Source organism: Pseudomonas citronellolis (genome assembly GCF_029335315.1).
Classification (GTDB): domain Bacteria; phylum Pseudomonadota; class Gammaproteobacteria; order Pseudomonadales; family Pseudomonadaceae; genus Pseudomonas; species Pseudomonas citronellolis_A.
The window spans coordinates 15,661-34,992 of the sequence record NZ_JARJLT010000086.1 but is presented as its reverse complement, the minus strand read 5'-3'; the positions used below and the strand labels follow the sequence as shown (position 1 = coordinate 34,992).

Genomic DNA, 19,332 nt, shown 5'->3' with positions numbered 1-19,332 from the left:
ATGTGCCCTACGGGAAACTCTCGGCGCTGGCTTGCAGGCCAGCCAGGAGCAGGCGCTGGTAGAGCTCTTCACGCAGGCCGTCCGGCGTGGCCAGCCCCATGCGCTGCAGGTGCGCAGGGAAGGCTTCGGCCGGCGGCGCGTCGAGGGTGGCCTTGCCCAGTTCGATGATCTCGCTGACCTTGAGCTTGCTCTTCAACCAGGTCAGCGCCCGCAGCAGGTCGCGCTCCTCCGCGCTGAAATCGCAGCCCAGCGGGTACTCCGGCAGCGCCTGGCGATGCCGGGCGCAGATGCCGCGCAGGCGACCGGGGGTGTTGTCGCGGCATGCCGCAGGTAGCTCGAAATCCGCCGGCAGCTTGCCCGCCGCCTTGGCCTCGGCGGCGAGGTTGTCCTGGAAGCGCGAATCGGCGACCGCCAGTAGCGCCTCGATCACCTCGGCGTCGTTCTTGCCGCGCAGGTCGGCGATGCCGTACTCGGTCACCACCAGGTCGCGCAGGTGCCGCGGGATGGTGGTGTGGCCATAGTTCCAGACGATGTTCGAGCTGACTTCGCCGCCGCTCTCGCGCCAGCTGCGCAGCAGCAGGATGGAGCGCCCGCCGTGTAGCTCGTGGGCCTGGGCGACGAAGTTGTACTGCCCGCCCACGCCACTGACCACGCGGCCGTCCTCCAGTTGGTCGGCCACCCCGGCGCCCAGCAGGGTCACGGTGAAGGCGCTGTTGATGAAGCGCGCGTCGCGGCGCTGCAGGCGCTTCAGTTCCTCGTCGCGGTACAGGTTGTTGACGAAGCCGATGCCGGTCATGCCGATCGCCGCCAGGCGCTCGGCCGGCAGTTCGCGCAGGCGCTGGTAGAAGGCTTGCGGGCCGAGGAAGAAGCCGCCGTGCAGCCAGACGCCGCCGGGCACGTCCTCGCCGGCGTCCGCGCGGCGCTGTTGCTCGGCCTGTGGATAAGCCCGCCGCTTGAGCACCCCGGCTTCGGCCAGGTTCAGCAGCCCCGGCACGAACATCTCGCTGCAGCCGTAGAGGCCCGCGGCGAAGACCTCCACACCGCCCTCGCGCTCGATCAGCCCGGCGTGGCGCTCGGCGATTTCCAGCTCGGCGAGCAGCGAGCGGTAGGCGGCATTGTCGCGCTGGCGCAGCAGCAGCGCCGAGGTCAGCGCGTCGCCCATGGCGCCGATGCCCACCTGCAGGGTGCCGCCGTCGCGCACCAGCGCGCTGGCGTGCAGGCCGATGCAGTGGTCCTGCCAGAGCACCGGCATGTTCGGCGTGGAGAACAGCTGGCTGGCGTCGGCCGGCTCCACCAGCAGGTCGAAGAAGCCCTCCTCCACCTCGGCGTCGCCGGGCATGTACGGCAGGTCGCGGTGCACCACGCCGATGCAGAGGATGCGCTCGCCGGCGGCGCGGCGGCGTTCGAGCAGCGGCTTGAGGTCGAGGCTGATGTCCGGGTTGCACGCCAGGCTCAGCCGACCCGGCCGCGCCGGGTCGCGGGCGACCAGCTGGGCCACCGCGTTGATGCCCTTGGCGTCGAGGTCGCGGGCGACATGGCTGTAGTTGCAGCTGATGTAGTTCTGCTGCGCCGGCGCGCTGTCCAGCAGGCTGCCCGGCTGCAGGTAGAACTCCTCGACGCGGACGTTCGCCGGCAGGCTGCCCTGGCGCAGGTCGCGCAGGTAGTCGAGTTCGGGGTAGTCGCCATAGAGGCGCTCGACGAAGGGTTCGAGGAAGCGCCGCTGCAGTTCGCCGTCCGCGCGCGGCCGGCCCAGGGACAACGCGGTGTAGAGCGTCAGCTGGCGCCGCGGCTCGGCGGCCAGGCGCCGGTAGAGGGCGTTGACCAGGTGATTGGGCTTGCCCAGGCCGAGGGGCAGGCCCAGGCGGATCGGGCCGTCGAGCCGGGCCAGCAGTTGGTCGATGGCTTCGTCGAGGGTGCAGCGTTGGGCCAAGGCAGGATCCTCCGTGGTTGCCGATCCAGTTTGGACCGGATTCCACGGCAGACGCTCCGTCGCCTTTCGCCCAGGCATGAAAAAGCCGCCCGTGGGCGGCTTTTTCCTGTCGGGCCGGGGATCAGAGGCCGGACATGTGCTTGATCGCGCCTTTGAGCTCGTCGTCCGAGCAATCGGCGCAGGTGCCTTTCGGCGGCATCGCGTTGAAACCGGAGATGGCCTTGGCCAGCAGACCGTCGAGGCCGCCCTGCTCTTTCGCGCGCTTGCCCCATTCGGCCTTGTCGCCGACTTTCGGCGCGCCCAGCAGACCGGTGCCATGGCAGTTGGTGCAGACCTTGCCGACGATTTCCTCGCCGGAGCGCGGCGCACCGCCACCACCGGACGAAGCTACGGCGCCGACGCCTTCGCATTCCTTGCCCTGAACGCAGACCTTGCCCACCGGCTCCAGACGCTTGGCGATGGCGTCGTCGTTGGTCGTGGCCTGAGCGCTAGCGCCCATCAGGGCCAGCACGGCGGCCTGGGCCACCAGGATTTTCTTTATCAGGTTCACCCTTATACCCTCATCGTGGCTTGTCTCGCCCGGGCACGGTTCCATCGCAGTCTAGGTCGCGCGGGCGGCCGCAAGTATAACGGAAGACCGCGCGCCGGAAACAATTGCAGGGCCCGCGCGGGCCTTGCGTCATACGGTCGCAGGCGGCTCGGCCGCCTCTAAAAATTTGCCGGGGTCGTCGCGCTGATCAGCCTCGCCGGCGCGTTGAAGGGATTGCGGAAGCGGTGCGGGCGAGTGCTGTCGAAATAGTAGCTGTCGCCACTCTCGAGGACGTAGGTCTCCTCGCCGACGGTCAGCTCCAGACGACCTTCGATCAGGACGCCGGTCTCCTCGCCTTCGTGGGAATACATGTCGTCGCCGGTGTCGGCGCCTGGCGGGTAGGTCTCGTCGAGCAGGGTGATCGCGCGGCTGGGGAAAGCCTTGCCGACCAGTTTCATGATGATGTCGCCGTCGGACAGGTCGTTGAGTTCGTCTGCCTTGTAGACCACCTGGGTGTTGCTGTCCTGCTCGATGTCCAGGGAGAAGAATTCCACCAGCGCCATGGGAATGCCGCCCAGTACCTTCTTCAGCGAGCTGATCGACGGGCTCACGCTGTTCTTTTCGATCATCGAGATGGTGCTGTTGGTGACACCCGCGCGTTTGGCGAGTTCACGCTGGGACAGCCCTTTGAGTTTGCGGATGGCTTGCAGACGAGCGCCAACGTCCAAGGGTGGGGTCCTCCTTCTTTCTTGTTCTGGCAGGCTCTAACGGCAGAACCCGCCTACGCCTTGCGGCGAGCGGGTTCCGAAGTGCTCCGTATCATGGCAACACCGTTCAGTATTTACAACAGATCGACTCCAGATACTGCGCAAACTTTACGCAGTTCGTCGTTCAGTCTCCGCTGTAGACACGCGGTACGCGCTTGAGGTTGCAGAACAGTTGGTAGGGGATGCTGCCGCAACGGCTGGCCAGCTCGCTGGCCGGGACGTTCGGCCCCCACAGCTCGACGCGGCTGCCGAGGGTGGCGCCGGGCAGGTCGGTGAGCTCGACGGTGAGCATGTCCATGGAGACCCGGCCGATGATGCGGCTGGGCTTGCCGTCGATGAACACCGGGGTGCCATCCGGAGCGTGGCGCGGGTAGCCGTCGGCGTAACCCATGGCCACCACGCCGACGCGCACCGGGCGCTCGGCGACGAAGCGCGCGCCGTAGCCCACCGGCTCGCCGGCCGGCAGTTCGCGCACGCCGATGATCTTCGATTCCAGGGTCATCACCGGGCGCAGCTGGTCGGCCAGCGGGTGCGCCTGTTCGAAGGGGGTGGCGCCGTAGAGCATGATGCCCGGGCGCACCCAGTCGCTGGGTACGCTCGGCCAGCCGAGGATGCCGGGGGAATTGCGCAGGCTGACCTCGTTGCCCAGGCCGGCGCGCACCGCCTCGAAGGTCGCGACCTGTTCCTCGGTGCGCGCGCAGCCCAGTTCGTCGGCACGGGCGAAGTGGCTCATCAGCACCACCTTGGCCACGTGCGGCAGGGCCTGCAGGCGCGCCAGGGCGCCGGCGTAGTCCTGCGGGAAGAAGCCGACGCGGTGCATACCCGAATCCATCTTCAGCCAGAGGGTCAGCGGCTTGCCCGGACGGGCGCGCTCGATGGCCTCCAGCTGCCAGGCCGAATGCACCACGCACCACAGGTCGTGGCGCTCGATCAGCTCCAGCTCGCTGGCCTCGAAGAAGCCTTCGAGCAACAGGATCGGCGCGCGGATGCCGGCCTCGCGCAGCTCCAGGGCTTCCTCGATGCAGGCCACGGCGAAGCCGTCGGCCTCCGCCTCCAGGGCCTGGGCGCAACGCACCGCGCCATGCCCGTAGGCATCCGCCTTGACCACTGCCAGAGCCCGCGCGCCGCTGACTTCACGGGCCAGGCGGTAGTTGTGGCGCAGGGCCTGGAGGTCGATCAGGGCACGGGCTGGACGCATGGCGGTCACTCTCTGTTATTCGGGTACGACAATTCGGGTGCGACGGGCTCGCCGCGGCGAAGGCCGGGGAAGAAAAAAAGGCCTGGCAGTCCGACCAGGCCCCACGCAAAGGGATTACGGCAGGGCCGCGACCACCGACATCTCGACCAGGATCTCCGGCTCGCAGAGCTTCGCCTCGACCGTGGCGCGAGCCGGCGCGCTGCCTTGCGGCAGCCACTGGTCCCACACGGCGTTCATGCCGGCGAAGTCGGCCTCGATATCCTTCAGGTAGATGGTCACCGAGAGGATGTGGGTCTTGTCGGTGCCGGCCTGGTCGAGCAGGCGCTCGACGCTGGCCAGGGTCTCGCGGGTCTGCTGCGCGACGCCGGCGGTCAGGTCGTCGCCCACCTGGCCCGCCAGGTAGACGGTGCCGTTGTGGACGACGATCTGGCTCATGCGTGCATCAGTGTGCCGGCGCAGGATGGCCATTCTGGCTCTCCGAAGCGTTGTTGTAGCGGGAGATGTCCAGGCCTTCGGTGCTGATCTGCGGGCGCTTCTTGGCCATCAGGTCGGCCAGGTAGCGGCCCGAGCCGCAAGCCATGGTCCAGCCCAGGGTGCCGTGGCCGGTGTTCAGGTACAGGTTGCGGTAGCGGGTGCCGCCGACGATCGGGGTGCCGTCCGGGGTGGCCGGGCGCAGGCCGGTCCAGAAGGTCGCCTGGCTGACGTCGCCGCCTTCCGGGTAGAGATCGTTGGTGATCATTTCCAGGGTTTCACGACGACGCGGGTTCAGCGACAGGTCGAGGCCGGCGATCTCGGCCATGCCGCCAACGCGGATGCGCTGGTCGAAACGGGTGATCGCGACCTTGTAGGTCTCGTCGAGGATGGTCGAGGTCGGCGCCATGTCCGGGTTGGTGATCGGCACGGTCAGCGAGTAGCCCTTCAGCGGGTACACCGGGGCGTTGATGCCCAGCGGCTTGAGCATCTGCGGCGAGTAGCTGCCCAGGGCCAGCACGTAGTGGTCGGCGGTGACCAGCTGGCCATCGACCCAGACGCCGTTGATGCGGTCGCCGGCGAAATCCAGGCGCTGGATGTTCTGGTTGAAGCGGAATTCCACGCCCAGGCCTTGTGCCAGTTCGGCCAGCTTGGTGGTGAACATCTGGCAGTCGCCGGTCTGGTCGTTGGGCAGGCGCAGGGCGCCGACCAGCTTGTCGGCCACCTTGGCCAGGGCCGGCTCGACGCGGGCGATGCCGGCGCGGTCGAGGACTTCATAGGGCACACCGGAGCTTTCCAGCACCGAGATGTCCTTGGCGGCGGCGTCCAGCTGGGCCTGGGTGCGGAACAGCTGGGTGGTGCCCAGGGTGCGGCCTTCGTAGCTGATGCCGGTTTCGGCGCGCAGTTCGTCGAGGCAGTCGCGGCTGTACTCGGACAGACGCACCATGCGCTCCTTGTTCACCGCGTAGCTGGCGGCGTTGCAGTTGCGCAGCATCTGCCACATCCAGGCGTACTGGCTGGGGTCGCCGGTGAGCTTGATGGCCAGCGGCGCGTGCTTTTCCAGCAGCCACTTCATGGCCTTCAGCGGGATGCCCGGGGCGGCCCAGGGCGAGGCGTAGCCGGGGGAGACCTGGCCGGCGTTGGCGAAGCTGGTTTCCAGGGCCGGGCCGGGCTGGCGGTCGATCACCACCACTTCGAAACCGGCACGGGCCAGGTAGTAAGCACTGGCGGTGCCGATCACACCGCTGCCAAGGACCAGAACGCGCATCGCTGCCTCCTACGTCGCGTGCCTGCACACGACGTTTTTTATTTTGAACGAAGATGCGCGCAGTATAGGAATTCACCGGCAGAAATAATCACTATTTAGCAGGGGGTAATTGAAGGAAATTCTTGGCAAATGCGCCTAATACGGAGGCGCATCCCCCAGACACCCTGCAAAAGCACCTGAAAAAGCCGCAGCCGATGCTTGGCGCGAATTCGCCGGTTTCAGAAAGGAATTTTGCACAGGAGGACCTTGGCGGGAATAACTCCCGCCAGGGGCGATGGAAACAGGAAGAAGCGCTGCCGCGACCCTCGGCCGCAGGCGCCGGCCGTCGAACGGCGGCGCCAGGGAAATCCCCTTACTTGCGCACCCAGCTGCCGTTGCGCTGGATGTACTGGCCGGCCGGGGTGCGCTCCATGGCCTTCTGCCCGGCCAGGGTCTCGACGTCGCCGAGTTTGGCGCCGCTCTGCCCGGCCACCTTCTGGTACTCGGCGCGGCGCGCGGCGTTGATCTGGGCGGCGATGTCGGCGGCCTGGCCACTGTTGCTGACCACCCCCAGGTAGCCGTCGGCCTGTTCGCCGACCAGCCCCTGGGCCTTGGCCGCGCCGAGGGCCGACATGGCCTGCTCCAGGCTCATGGCCAGGGCCGGCAGGCTGACGCAAAGAGCCAGCAGGGCGACGCCGAATTTGCTGCGCAGTGTCATGTGAAAGCTCCTCAGAACAGACCGCTGTTCTCGTTGATGATGCCATCCAGGGCCTTGTCGACCTTGATGTAGATCTCGTGCTCGATCTTCACGTTGAGATTGATGTTGATCGGCTCCTTGGGTGCCGCCAGCTGGACTGTCGGCGTACAGCCCTGGCTGAGCCCGAGCAGGGCCAGGACGGCGATGAATGCGCTCAGGCGCATGCGGTTCTCCTTGCGCTCAGGGCGCGGCGGGGGGCTTGTTGCGCAGGCGATCCTGCACGCGCTTGCGGATGACGTCGCTGACCCGGTCGCTCAGTTGCAGACTGGTGAGCAGGTCGGGGATGTTCTCCTCGAGGTTGACGTTGAGGTTCACCGGCCGCCCGTCTTCCAGCGCCGGGTTGCGGCCGCTGATGGCCAGGCCCAGGAGCAGGCGCCCGTTACGAGCATAATCCACGCTGCTGGCCAGGCGCTCGTAGCGGAAATCGTCGAGCATCGTCGCCACCAGCTGCATGGCCGGGTTGCTCTGGCCCAGGGCGCGGATCTTCTCCGAGCGGAACTGCAGGACGCCGGGTTGCCGCGCCGCCACCTGGCCGCCCTTGACGCTCAACCCATCGGGGCCGATGAGCAGCGGCAGCTGGCCATCGAGGATGCCGTTTCCGGCCAGGCCCTCGGCGGGGTAGGCCTTGAGAATCTGTTCCAGCAATACACCCTCCAGGTGCAGGTTCTGCGCGGGGTTCTCGGCCGCCGGGCGCAACGTGCCGGCGTCCAGCCAGGCGCGGCCGCCGAACAGCTGCAATTCCAGCTGCCGCCAGTCCAGGCGCCCGGCCAGCGGCCGGGCCAGACTGGCGCTGTAGTCGCCCTGGAATTGCAGGGGGCCGAGCGGCACGCCGGGGTTCAATTGCGCCACCTTGAGGCTCGGCAGCTGCAGCAGCAGGTCGTTCCCGCGCAGCTGCACCTTCGCTTCAGCGTCCAGGCCGTGGATCTCGCTGCGGTCATAGACACCGTCGAGGCCGTTTCCGTTCAGGACCAGCGCCAGTTGCTGCGCGCCTGCTGGAGGAAGCTTCCAGTCGACGCTGCCGCGCAGGCGGCCATTGTTCAGGCTGAGCAGTTCGGGCCAGGCGGCCAGGCTGGCGGCGAGCGGATTGCCGGTGCGCAGGAAGAACTCCGGCACTTGCGCCGACAGTTGCAGACCACCGTCGGCCGCATGCTGCAACTCGACGTCGGCGCTCAGGCCACCGCTGTTCTGCAGGCGCCCCTTGAGCCGCTGCTGCGCCAGCCCGGCGCTGAGCTGGCCCTGGTAGCTCCAGGCCAGGGGCTTGAGCTGCGCCTGGCGCAGCTCGCCGACGGCCAATTGCACGGCTCCGTCGAAGCCAAGGCTGAACGCTTGGCCCTGGGCGTAACCCAGCGCCAGCGTGGCCTGGTCCGCAGTGACGCTGAGCTTGCCGGCCTTGATCGCCTGCGGCCCGGTGAGGCTGGCCAGGCTCAGTTTCGCCGCCTTGCCCAGGCGCAGCTGGGCGGCGGCCTGGCCGATCTCGCCGTCCAGCGGCAGGTCGAGGGCCAGCTTGCCCAGGCGCAGGCCAGGGAACTGCAGGTCGGCCACCTGGCCTTGCAGGCGCCCCTGGCTCAGCGCCAGCGCCAGGCGCTCGCCTTCGACCAGCGCCAGCACGCCTTGCAAACGCAGGTCGCTGGCGCCCTTGCCGCGCAGGTCGAGGCGCACCGCGCCGGGCGCGCTGTCGTCCGGCTGCAGCGCCAGGCGCAGGCTGGCCGGGCGCAGGCCGACGGGCAGCGCCTGCAGCCAGTCGCCATACAGGTCGCTGAGGTAGAGGTCGCCGTCCAGCACCTTCGGCCGCCATTGCCCGGACGTGGCGGCGCTCGCCTGCAGTTGCAGGTCGCCCTGCAGCGAGCCCAGGCCCGGTAGCGGCCAGGGTTGCGGCAGTTGCATGGCCAGCTCCAGCTCGCCCTGGCTGTCGCGCAGGCCCGGCCAGTCCGGCCAGGGGCCGTCGCCGCCGAGCAGGCTGTCCCAGCTCAGGCGCAGGCGCCCGGCTTCGGGCAACGCGATGGCCAGGGTCGGCGTCGGCAGCCAGGGCGCCAGCCAGGCGCGCACCGCGTCCAGCGGCGGCACGCCGGGGCTGGCCAGGTTGCCGCGCCAGCGCCGTTCACCCGGCAGCCACTCGGCGTCGAGCTCGGCCAGGCGGGCGCCGTCCAGGTCGGCCGCAAGGTTCAGTTGCCAGGCGTCCTGGCGCGGTCGCAGTTCGCCGGCCACGGCCAGGCGCTGCGCGCCCTGTACCAGTTCGGCCGCGAGTTGCGCGGTGTTGCCGGGCAGCTGCTGCCAGTGCAGGCTGCCGGCCAGCTGGCAGCGCTGCCCGCTCGCGCAGGGCAGTTCGAGTTCGGCGCGGGGCAGTTCGATGCGTTGCGGCAGCAGCCCCAGCCACAGGCCGACCCGCTCCGGGTCCGGCCAGCCGCCCTGCTCCGCCGGCGCCGCCGTGTCGGGCCACGCCGCCAGGCGAAGCCGCTGCAATTCCACGGCGCCCAGGCGCCAGCGCCCGTCGATGCGCCGCGGCCAGCCCAGGCTCAGGCCTTCGGCGTGGATTTCCATGTGCGAAGCGGATTTTTCCTGCCGCACGTCCAGCTGTTGCAGACGCAATCCGTCCCTCGACAGGCCCGGCCCCTGCCACTCGATCGCGCTGATGCCCTGCTCGGCCAGCAAGCGCTGCCAGGCCTGCCCCGCCAGCACGGCGAGCAGCGCCAGGAGCAACGCCAGCAACAGCAGGGTTCGGGTGCGGGTCGAGGGCATGCCAGGCTCCGGCGGCGGTCGGGACGGCCCGCGCATCCGGCGCGAACCTGGGAACAGGCTGGCGGCAGCCAGGCACAAGATCAAGAGGCAGTGATATTCACTGGCTTAACGACTATATTTGGCGACAATTCACCAACCATAAGCACTACCCCGAGCAGCCCCATGAGAACCCAGCACCAAAGTCGCCGCGAACTGGACAAGATCGACCGCAATATCCTGCGAATTCTCCAGGAGGAGGGGCGCATCTCCTTCACCGAGCTGGGCGAGCGCGTCGGCCTCTCCACCACCCCCTGCACCGAGCGCGTGCGGCGCCTGGAGCGCGAGGGGATCATCATGGGCTACAACGCCCGGCTGAATCCGCAGTACCTCAAGGCCAGCCTGCTGGTGTTCGTCGAGATCAGCCTGGACTACAAGTCCGGCGACACCTTCGAGGACTTCCGCCGCGCCGTGCTCAAGCTGCCCCATGTGCTGGAGTGCCACCTGGTGTCCGGCCACTTCGACTACCTGGTGAAGGCGCGCATCTCCGAGATGGCCTCCTACCGCAAGCTGCTCGGCGACATCCTGCTGAAGCTGCCGCACGTGCGCGAGTCGAAGAGCTACATCGTCATGGAAGAGGTCAAGGAGAGCCTGACCCTGCCGATTCCCGACTGATCGCGACAAGCTGCCGTTTTTTTGCGACTTCCCCCTTGGCGTGGCGGGAAGTCGGCGTTTATCCTGCGTAAAATTTTAACAACAGAATAATCAGGATTTCGCACATGAACGCCCGCGTTCGCCTCCCGGTGCACACCGACCAGCACGCCCCTTCCTACTATGCCGCGAGCGCCAACCTGCGCCTCGAATGCCCGCCCCTGGCCGGCGAGGAAGTGGCCGACGTGTGCATCATCGGCGGCGGTTTCTCCGGGCTGAACACCGCGATAGAACTGGCCGAACGCGGCCTCTCGGTGGTCCTGCTGGAAGCCCGCAAGCTCGGCTGGGGCGCCAGCGGGCGCAACGGCGGGCAGCTGATTCGCGGGGTCGGCCACGGCGTCGAACAGTTCGAGCCGGTAATCGGCCGCGACGGCGTGCGCCAGCTCAAGCTGATGGGCCTGGAGGCGGTGCAGATCGTGCGCCAGCGCGTCGAGAAGTACGCCATCGACTGCGACCTGACCTGGGGTTACTGCGACCTGGCCAACAAGGCCTCGGACGTCGAGGGCTTCCGCGAGGACTACGAGGAGCTCAAGGGCCTGGGCTACACCCATGAGCTGCGCATGGTCGCCCAGGACGAGATGCGCGGCATCGTCGGCGCCGACTGCTACGTCGGCGGCATGGTCGACATGGGTTCCGGCCACCTGCACCCGCTCAACCTCGCCCTCGGCGAGGCCGCCGCCGCGCAGTCCCTGGGCGTGCGCCTGTTCGAGGATTCGCGGGTCACCGGCATCGACTACGGCGCCCAGGTGCGCGTGCGCACCGCCGGCGGCAGCGTGCGCGCCAGCACCCTGGTGATCGCCTGCAACGCCTACCAGAACGGCCTGAACCCCTACCTCGACGGCAAGGTGCTGCCGGCCGGCAGCTATGTGATCGCCACCGAGCCGCTGCCTGCCGACCTGGCCCGCGAGCTGCTGCCGCAGAACATGGCGGTATGCGACCAGCGCGTGGCCCTGGACTACTACCGCCTTTCCGCCGACAACCGCCTGCTGTTCGGCGGCGCCTGCCACTACTCCGGGCGCGACCCGGCGGACATCGCCGCCTACATGCGGCCGAAGATGCTCAAGGTGTTCCCGCACCTGGCCGACGCCCGCATCGACTTCCAGTGGGGCGGCATGATCGGCATCGGCGCCAACCGCCTGCCGCAGATCGGCCGCCTGCCGGGGCACGCCAACGTGTACTTCGCCCAGGCCTACGCCGGCCACGGGGTGAACGCCACGCACCTGGCCGGCAAGCTGCTCGCCGAGGCCATCGCCGGCCAGTACAGCAGCGGTTTCGAACTGTTCGCCAAGGTCCCCCACGTGACCTTCCCCGGCGGCAAGCTGCTGCGTTCGCCGCTGCTGGCGCTGGGCATGGCCTGGTATCGCTTCAAGGAGGCGCTCAGCGGCTAGAATCTCCGCAGTTCCGCCCCGGGCGGAAGGTCCGGAGACTCCCGCTTGCTACCACGCCTCCTGTTGCTCGCGCTGCTGCTGCTCGGCGGCTGCGCCAGCGCTCCCAGCCCCACCCCGTCGCACGCCCTGGCCGCGAGCGGCACCAGCCTGGGCGACGCGGTGCGCCAGCGGGCCTCGGCACATCCCGGCGATTCCGGTTTCCGCCTGCTGGCCTCCAGCAGCGACGCCTTCCTCGCCCGCGCCGAACTGATCCGCGCCGCCCAGCGCAGCCTGGACATCCAGTACTACATCGTCCACGACGGCCTCACCACCCGCGCGCTGATCCACGAACTGCTCAAGGCAGCCGACCGTGGCGTGCGGGTGCGCGTGCTGATCGACGACACCAGCAGCGACGGCTGGGACTACGAGATCGGCACCCTGGCCGCCCACCCGAACATCCAGGTGCGCCTGTTCAACCCCCTGCACCTGGGCCGCAGCACCGGCATCACGCGCAACATCGGGCGCCTGTTCAACCTCGCCGAGCAGCACCGGCGCATGCACAACAAGCTGTGGCTGGCGGACAACAGCGTGGCCATCGTCGGCGGCCGCAACCTGGGCGACGAATACTTCGGCGCCAAGTCGGAGATGAACTTCAGCGACCTCGACCTGCTCGGTGCCGGCCCGGTGGCCGAGGAACTGGGGCGCGGCTTCGACCAGTACTGGAACAGCGCCATCAGCCGCCCCATCGAGGACTACCTGTGGAGCAAGCCCGACAGCCACGACCTCGAACGCGCCCGCCGCGGCCTCGACAACTACCTGGAACGAAGCAAGGTGCGCCATTCGGCCTACCTGCAGCGCCTGCACCTGCGCAGCGCCTCGGCGAACCTGAACAGCTGGCTGGACGAGCTGGTCTGGGCGCCGGGGCGGGCGATCTGGGACGACCCGCTGAAGGTCCTCGACCGTGGCGAGAGTCGCCCGCAACAGCAGTTGAGCACCCAGCTCGACCCGCTGTTCCGCCAGGTGTCGAAGGAGCTGATCCTGGTCTCGGCCTACTTCGTGCCCACCGACAGCGGCGTCACCTACCTCACCGGACGCGCCGACAGCGGCGTCAGCGTACGCCTGCTGACCAACTCGCTGGAGGCCACCGACGTGCCCGCCGTGCACGCCGGCTACGCACCCTACCGCATGGCCCTGCTGGAGCATGGCGTGCAGCTGCACGAACTGCGCGCGCAACCGGACCTGCGCCTGGCCGGCGCGCCCTGGACGGTACGCGGCTCCAGCAGCGCCAGCCTGCACAGCAAGGCGATCGTCTTCGACCGCCGCCAGGTGTTCATCGGCTCGTTCAACTTCGACCCGCGCTCGATCATCTGGAACACCGAGGTCGGCGTCATCGTCGACAGCCCGGAGCTGGCCGAGCAGACCCGCAAGCTGGCGCTGGCGGGGATGTCACCGAGCGTCAGCTACCAGGTGCACATCGACCGCAGCGGCAGCCGCCCCCGGCTTATCTGGGTCGACGAGCGCAGCGGCCACCCCCACGTGCTGCACCACGAACCGGGCAGCCTGTGGCGCCGCTTCAATGCCTGGATCGCCGGCGCCATCGGCCTGGAGAAGCTGCTGTAGGAGCTCGCGGGTGCACTCCCGGAGTACGGCTTACGGGGCATTTCGTAGGAGCGAGCACGCTCGCTCCTACGAAGAACGGGCCTAGCGGCCGCTCGCGTCAAGCAGTTCGTCGCCCTTGGCTTCCACCGGCGGCAGGCCCTTGCGCCACACCAGCACGACGAAGCCGAAGGCGCCCAGCGCCATCATCAGCGGCAGCGCGTGGCCGCTCACCCACTGGCTGACCGCGCCGGTGGTCAGCGGCCCGATCAGGCAACCGATACCCCAGAGCTGGGCGATGTGCGCGTTGGCGCGAACCAGCGCGTCGTCGCGGTAGCGCTCGCCAATGAGGATCAGCGACAGGGTGAACAACCCGCCTGCGCTCGCGCCGAACAGCACCAGCACCGGCCAGATCAGCGGGCCGTGCAGCAGCGGCGGAATGCCCAGGCTGCTCAGCAGCAGGACCAGGCCGCACCCCTTGAACAGCGACTGCCGCGACACCCGGTCGGCCAGCCAGCCGATCGGCAGTTGCAGCAGCGCGTCGCCGATCACCACCACCGTGACCATGGTCAGCGCCACCGCCTGGGTGAAGCCCTGGCGCACGCCGTAGACCGGCAGCAGGGTCAGGATCATCGCCTCGAAACCGGCGAACAGCACCACCGCCCAGGCGATCGCCGGCAGCTTGCCGCAGAAGGCGAACAGCCCGCGCCCCGAGGCGCTGTGCGGGTCAACCTTCGGCGCTCCGCTGCGCCCCACCAGCAGCAGCGAACCGCACACCAGCAAGCCGACGCCGATCCAGAAGCCGCGGTTGTCGGCGGTGCCGATGAAGGTCAGCAGCACCGGCCCGGACAACTGGCTCAGCGCATAGCCGGTGCCGTACAGCGCCACCAGGCGGCCACGCCACTTCTCCACCGCCAGCTGGTTGATCCAGCTCTCGCCGAGGATGAACACCACGGTCAGTTGCACGCCGATCAGCAGGCGCAGCACCAGCCACACCGGGTAGCTCTGCAGCAGCGCCAGCAGGCCGACGGAAAAGGCTCCGCTGAGCAGGCACCAGCGCATCAGCCGGGGCGTGCCCAGCCGCGCGGCCAGGCGCCCGGAGATCAGCGCGCCGAGCAGCACGCCGACGGCCGGCGTGGCGGCCATCACGCCGATGGCGAAGTTGCCGTAGCCCCAGCCTTCCAGGCGCAGGGACACCAGGGGCATGGTCAGACCGAGGGCCAGGCCGATGCTGATGACTGACAGGCAGACAGCGAAATAAGGACCCCAACGCATTGTCGTTCTCCCGTTCCATCCGGAGCGCACTCCGGGCTCAGATGGGAACCCGATGCGCAATGCAAAGCGGCCGGGCTCCCCAAAAAGGGAAACCCGGCCGCGGGTATGGCTCTTTGTCAGAGCCGGCCCCACCAACCGCGCGGGGCCGACCTGCTTTCAGGCCGAGATCAACTTACAGCTTGATCCAGGTGGCCTTCAGCTCGGTGTACTTGTCGAAGGCGTGCAGCGACTTGTCGCGGCCGTTACCCGACTGCTTGAAGCCACCGAACGGTGCGGTCATGTCGCCGCCGTCGTACTGGTTGATCCACACGCTGCCGGCACGCAGGGCCTTGCCGACCAGGTGAGCCTTGGACAGGTTGCTGGTCCACACCGCGGCGGCCAGGCCGTACGGGGTGTCGTTGGCGATGCGCACGGCTTCTTCGGCGTCTTCGAACTCGATCACCGACAGCACCGGCCCGAAGATTTCCTCGCGGGCGATGCGCATGGCGTTGCTCACGCCGTCGAAGATGGTCGGCTCGACGTAGGTGCCGCCGGTTTCTTCCAGCACGCGCTTGCCGCCGGCGACCAGCTTGGCGCCGTCGTCGTGGCCGGCCTGGATGTAGCCCAGCACGTTGTTCATCTGGGTGGTGTCGACCAGGGCGCCAACGGTGGTGCTCGGGTCCAGCGGGTTGCCCGGCTTCCAGGCTTTCAGCGCTTCGACCACCAGCGGCAGGAACTCGGCCTTGATGGATTTCTCCACCAGCAGGCGCGAACCGGCGGTGCAGACTTCGCCCTGGTTGAAGGCGATGGCGCTGGCGGCGGATTCGGCGGCGGCCTGCAGGTCAGGCGCGTCGGCGAAGACGATGTTCGGGCTCTTGCCGCCGGCTTCCAGCCAGACGCGCTTCATGTTCGACTCGCCGGCGTAGACCATCAGCTGCTTGGCGATCTTGGTCGAACCGGTGAACACCAGGGTGTCCACGTCCATGTGCAGGGCCAGGGCCTTGCCGACGGTGTGGCCGAAGCCCGGCAGGATGTTCAGCACGCCTTTCGGGATGCCGGCCTCGATGGCCAGTTGGGCGACGCGGATGGCGGTCAGCGGCGACTTCTCGGAAGGCTTGAGGATCACCGAGTTGCCGGTGGACAGCGCCGGGCCGAGTTTCCAGCAGGACATCAGCAGCGGGAAGTTCCACGGCACGATGGCGGCGACCACGCCGACGGCTTCGCGGGTGACCAGGCCCAGCTCGTTGTGCGGGGTGGCGGCGACTTCGTCGTAGATCTTGTCGATCGCTTCACCGCTCCAGCGGATGCTGTTGGCGGCGCCGGACACGTCGACGTTCAGCGAGTCGCTGATCGGCTTGCCCATGTCCAGGGTTTCCAGCAGGGCCAGCTCTTCGGCGTGCTCGAGCATCAGCTCGGAGAAGCGGATCATGACCTTCTTGCGCTTGGCCGGGGCCTGGCGCGACCAGACGCCGGATTCGAAGGCGGCGCGGGCGACCTGCACGGCGCGCTCGGCGTCGGCGGCGTCGCAGCTGGCGACCTTGGCCAGGAAGCGGCCGTCAACCGGGCTCAGGCAATCGAAGGTGGCGCCGTCGATGGCATCGACGTACTGGCCGTCAACGAAGGCGCGGCCTTCGATCTTCAGGTTCTGGGCGCGAGCTTCCCAGTCGGCGCGAGTGAGGGTACTCATGACAACTTGTCCTCTTATTGAATTACTTATCGAAGTCCCGGCGCCCCGGAGAGGGGCGCGCTGTCAGAAATTCTGCAAGGCGGCGCACGGGCCACACTGATCGCCACCCTAAACCGGGATGGGCTAATTTTCAATATTTTTGACACTTTGGCGCCAAAACGCCTTGTCACGTTCGTTTTATTAAACATAGACTCGATTGATTACGCTTCCGCCCGGGTCCGCCCGGACCCTGCGGGACTCGCACAACCCACAAGAAAACGAGTGTCAGCATGAACATCGAGCAGATCGTCGACTTCGCCCAGGCCGGTACCGCCGCCGAGCACTACCGTCCGGCGCCGGAGAAGGTGCTCAAGGGCGATCCCGAGCAAAGCGTGCGCAACCACTACGGCAGCCCCTGCGGCCAGTTCAACGTCGGCATCTGGGAAGGCGCGGTCGGCCACTGGACCGTCAGCTACAGCGAGCACGAGTACTGCGAGATCCTCCAGGGCGTTTCGGTGATCCGCGACGCCGACGGCGGCGCCAAGACCGTGCGCGCCGGCGATCGCTTCGTGATTCCGGCCGGCTTCAAGGGCACCTGGGAGGTGCTGGAGCCCTGCCGCAAGGTCTACGTGATCTTCGAGCAGAAGGCCTGAAACACCCGCCCATGAAAAAGCCCGCCGATCGGCGGGCTTTTTTCTGCCCGGCAGTTTTCGTAGGTGCGGGGGTTTCTCGCAGGCATGAAAAAACCCGCCGAGGCGGGTTTTTTCGCAAGGGCCGGATCAATTACTTGATCTTGGCTTCCTTGTAGATCACGTGCTTGCGAACAACCGGATCGAATTTCTTGATCTCGATTTTCTCAGGCTTGGTGCGCTTGTTCTTGTCGGTGGTGTAGAAGTGGCCGGTACCGGCGCTGGACACCAAACGGATCAGTTCACGCATGATTCGGCTCCTTAGAATTTTTCGCCGCGGGCGCGCAGGTCGTTCAGAACGGCCTCGATGCCACGCTTGTCGATGATACGCATGCCTTTAGCGGAAACGCGCAGACGTACGAAACGCTTCTCGGATTCTACCCAGAAACGGTGATGCTGCAGGTTCGGCAGGAAACGGCGGCGGGTTTTGTTGTGTGCGTGGGAAATGTTGTTCCCGGTAACCGGACCCTTACCGGTCACTTGGCAAACTCTCGACATGGCTCAGCCCTCTATAAACCACATGCCAAACCCGGCATGGGTTGGCTGCTTAAACTCGTTGGATTCTCAGTTTCACCGAGGTCTTATCTGCCCATCCGCGACCTGAGAACAGGTCATCGGGGCAGGGCCCCAGAAAAGAGCGCAGCTTTATATCAGAAAGGCGCTTGGCGTCGCAAGGCCGCAAGCAGCTTATCCACATGCCGACGGCCTGGTTCCGCGCCCTTGCGGGCTCGCCGTTCGTCGCCTTTCGTCGTTGTCGCCCGCGCCGCCATGGTCTAGGGTAGCCGGTTCAGGGCCGACAACGGCCTTGCATGACTGCGCCCAGCCCACGGGACGGGCAGTTTCCCACCCTTTTCGGAGTCCGTCATGCGTCTTCTTCCCCTCGCCCTGCTGCTCGCCCCCGCCCTGGCCGGCGCCAGCACCCTCAGCGTCTGCACCGAGTCGAGCCCGGACGGCTTCGACGTGGTGCAGTTCAACGCCCTGACCACCACCAACGCCTCGGCCGACGTGCTGATGAACCGCCTGGTGGAGTTCGACGCGACGCAGGGCAAGGTGGTGCCGAGCCTGGCCGAGAGCTGGACGGTCTCCACCGACGGCCTGACCTACGACTTCAAGCTGCGCGCGGGGGTGAAGTTCCACCACACCGACTACTTCAGCCCCAGCCGCGAGCTGGGCGCCGACGACGTGGTGTTCAGCTTCCAGCGCATGCTCGACGCCAACCAGCCCTGGCACAAGGTGGCGCAGAGCGGTTTCCCCCACGCCCAGTCGCTGCAGTTGCCGGCGCTGATAAAGCGCGTGGAGCAGGTCGACGAGCACCAGGTGCGCTTCACCCTGAGCCACCCCGACGCGACCTTCCTGCCGATGCTCAGCATGGGCTTCGCCTCCATCTATTCCGCCGAGTACGCCGACCAGTTGCTGAAGGCCGGCACCCCGGAGAAGCTCAACGCCCAGCCGATCGGCAGCGGCCCCTTCGTGTTCAAGCGCTTCCAGAAGGACGCGCAGATCCGCTACACCGCCAACCCCGACTACTTCGCCGGCAAGCCGGCGGTGGACAACCTGCTGTTCGCCATCACCCCCGACGCCAACGTGCGCCTGCAGCGCCTGAAACGCGGCGAATGCCAGATCGCCCTGTCGCCCAAGCCGCTGGACGTCGAGGCCGCGGGCAAGGACCCGGCCCTGCGGGTGGAACAGACCCCGGCGTTCATGACCGCCTTCGTCGCCCTGAACAGCCAGCACCCGCCGCTGGACAAGCCAGAGGTGCGCCAGGCGATCAACCTCGCCTTCGACCGCCAGACCTACCTCAAGTCGGTATTCGAAGGCAGCGCCACGGCGGCCGAGGGTGTCTACCCGCCGAACACCTGGAGCTACGCCAAGGACCTCCCCGGCTACCCCTACGATCCGGGCAAGGCCAAGGCGCTGCTGGAAAAGGCCGGGCTCAAGGACGGCTTCAAGACCACGATCTGGACCCGCCCCAGCGGCAGCCTGCTGAACCCCAACCCGAGCCTGGGCGCGCAACTGTTGCAGGCGGACCTGGCCAAGGTCGGCATCCAGGCCGAGATTCGCGTGATCGAATGGGGCGAACTGATCCGCCGCGCCAAGGCCGGCGAACACGACCTGCTGTTCATGGGCTGGGCCGGCGACAACGGCGACCCGGACAATTTCCTCAGCCCGCAATTCTCCTGCGCCAGCGTGAAGTCCGGGCTGAACTTCGCGCGCTACTGCGAGCAGAAGCTGGACGGCCTGATCAGCCAGGGCAAGGCGCTGAGCGAGCAGGACAAGCGCAGCGCGCTCTACCAGGACGCCCAGCGCATCATCCACGACCAGGCGCTGTGGCTGCCGCTGGCGCACCCCACCGCCTCGGTGCTGCTGCGCAAGGAGGTCAAGGGCTACGCCGTGAGCCCCTTCGGCCGCCAGGACTTCTCCCGGGTCAGCCTCTGAGAG

Annotated in this window: 18 protein-coding genes; 5 read left to right on the top strand and 13 right to left on the bottom strand. The window is 67.7% G+C overall.

What is annotated here, in order from left to right; translation table 11 throughout:
• Positions 1–7 precede the first annotated feature (7 nt).
• The 9 genes from P3W75_RS07655 to P3W75_RS07615 all read right to left on the bottom strand — a co-directional run bounded on the left by P3W75_RS07655 (position 8) and on the right by P3W75_RS07615 (position 9,634).
• The gene (locus P3W75_RS07655) at positions 8–1,861 is read right to left on the bottom strand and encodes an acetyl-CoA hydrolase/transferase C-terminal domain-containing protein (protein ID WP_276226765.1); all 1,854 of its coding nucleotides are present in this window, start codon (positions 1,859–1,861) and stop codon (positions 8–10) included.
• Between the two features lie 190 nt (positions 1,862–2,051).
• Entirely contained in the window at positions 2,052–2,480 is a 429-nt protein-coding gene (locus tag P3W75_RS07650) for a c-type cytochrome (protein WP_346429853.1), read from the bottom strand.
• A 158-nt stretch (positions 2,481–2,638) separates the two neighbouring features.
• Complete coding sequence (locus tag P3W75_RS07645; protein WP_276226762.1) at positions 2,639–3,187, bottom strand: cupin domain-containing protein; 549 nt, start codon at positions 3,185–3,187, stop codon at positions 2,639–2,641.
• A gap of 163 nt (positions 3,188–3,350) precedes the next feature.
• Positions 3,351–4,424 carry an alanine racemase gene (gene alr / locus P3W75_RS07640; protein ID WP_276226761.1) on the bottom strand — a complete coding sequence of 358 codons (1,074 nt, stop codon included), beginning with the start codon at positions 4,422–4,424 and terminating at the stop codon, positions 3,351–3,353.
• 114 nt (positions 4,425–4,538) lie between these two features.
• Positions 4,539–4,892, bottom strand: coding sequence for a RidA family protein (locus P3W75_RS07635; RefSeq protein WP_276226760.1), 354 nt, complete (start codon positions 4,890–4,892; stop codon positions 4,539–4,541).
• Positions 4,867–6,162: a D-amino acid dehydrogenase gene (dadA, locus tag P3W75_RS07630; RefSeq protein ID WP_276226759.1), complete on the bottom strand. Its 1,296-nt coding sequence runs from the start codon at positions 6,160–6,162 to the stop codon at positions 4,867–4,869. Before dadA ends, P3W75_RS07635 begins: the two co-directional genes overlap by 26 nt.
• Positions 6,163–6,514: 352 nt before the next feature.
• Entirely contained in the window at positions 6,515–6,859 is a 345-nt protein-coding gene (locus tag P3W75_RS07625; protein WP_276226758.1) for a YdbL family protein, read from the bottom strand.
• Between the two features lie 11 nt (positions 6,860–6,870).
• Positions 6,871–7,062, bottom strand: coding sequence for a YnbE family lipoprotein (locus P3W75_RS07620; protein ID WP_276226757.1), 192 nt, complete (start codon positions 7,060–7,062; stop codon positions 6,871–6,873).
• Between the two features lie 16 nt (positions 7,063–7,078).
• On the bottom strand, positions 7,079–9,634 hold the full coding sequence (locus P3W75_RS07615; RefSeq protein ID WP_276226756.1) for a YdbH domain-containing protein: 2,556 nt from the start codon (positions 9,632–9,634) through the stop codon (positions 7,079–7,081).
• A gap of 162 nt (positions 9,635–9,796) precedes the next feature.
• On the opposite strand from P3W75_RS07615, the gene dadR reads away from it, so the two are divergent.
• The 3 genes from dadR (at position 9,797) to P3W75_RS07600 (ending at position 13,308) form a co-directional block, all read left to right on the top strand.
• Positions 9,797–10,285, top strand: coding sequence for a transcriptional regulator DadR (gene dadR, locus P3W75_RS07610; RefSeq protein WP_009614106.1), 489 nt, complete (start codon positions 9,797–9,799; stop codon positions 10,283–10,285).
• Positions 10,286–10,389: 104 nt separating this feature from the next.
• On the top strand, positions 10,390–11,709 hold the full coding sequence (locus tag P3W75_RS07605) for an NAD(P)/FAD-dependent oxidoreductase (protein WP_276226755.1): 1,320 nt from the start codon (positions 10,390–10,392) through the stop codon (positions 11,707–11,709).
• Between the two features lie 45 nt (positions 11,710–11,754).
• A complete protein-coding gene (locus P3W75_RS07600; RefSeq protein ID WP_276226754.1) occupies positions 11,755–13,308 on the top strand; it encodes a phospholipase D family protein in 1,554 nt (517 codons plus the stop codon).
• Positions 13,309–13,389: 81 nt separating this feature from the next.
• On the opposite strand, the gene P3W75_RS07595 is transcribed toward P3W75_RS07600, so the two are convergent.
• Together P3W75_RS07595 and P3W75_RS07590 are read right to left on the bottom strand one after the other, a co-directional pair.
• On the bottom strand, positions 13,390–14,559 hold the full coding sequence (locus P3W75_RS07595; protein ID WP_276226753.1) for an MFS transporter: 1,170 nt from the start codon (positions 14,557–14,559) through the stop codon (positions 13,390–13,392).
• A 172-nt stretch (positions 14,560–14,731) separates the two neighbouring features.
• Positions 14,732–16,225: an aldehyde dehydrogenase gene (locus P3W75_RS07590; protein WP_276226752.1), complete on the bottom strand. Its 1,494-nt coding sequence runs from the start codon at positions 16,223–16,225 to the stop codon at positions 14,732–14,734.
• A 269-nt stretch (positions 16,226–16,494) separates the two neighbouring features.
• Between P3W75_RS07590 and P3W75_RS07585 the strand changes: the two genes are divergently transcribed.
• On the top strand, positions 16,495–16,857 hold the full coding sequence (locus tag P3W75_RS07585; RefSeq protein ID WP_276226751.1) for a cupin domain-containing protein: 363 nt from the start codon (positions 16,495–16,497) through the stop codon (positions 16,855–16,857).
• Positions 16,858–16,987: 130 nt separating this feature from the next.
• On the opposite strand, the gene rpmG is transcribed toward P3W75_RS07585, so the two are convergent.
• Together rpmG and rpmB are read right to left on the bottom strand one after the other, a co-directional pair.
• Positions 16,988–17,143 carry a 50S ribosomal protein L33 gene (gene rpmG, locus P3W75_RS07580; RefSeq protein ID WP_009614117.1) on the bottom strand — a complete coding sequence of 52 codons (156 nt, stop codon included), beginning with the start codon at positions 17,141–17,143 and terminating at the stop codon, positions 16,988–16,990.
• An 11-nt stretch (positions 17,144–17,154) separates the two neighbouring features.
• Positions 17,155–17,391, bottom strand: coding sequence for a 50S ribosomal protein L28 (rpmB, locus tag P3W75_RS07575; RefSeq protein WP_009614118.1), 237 nt, complete (start codon positions 17,389–17,391; stop codon positions 17,155–17,157).
• A 366-nt stretch (positions 17,392–17,757) separates the two neighbouring features.
• Here rpmB and P3W75_RS07570 point away from each other — a divergent pair, with 366 nt between their 5' ends.
• Entirely contained in the window at positions 17,758–19,329 is a 1,572-nt protein-coding gene (locus tag P3W75_RS07570; protein WP_276226750.1) for an ABC transporter substrate-binding protein, read from the top strand.
• The last annotated feature ends 3 nt before the right edge of the window (positions 19,330–19,332 follow it).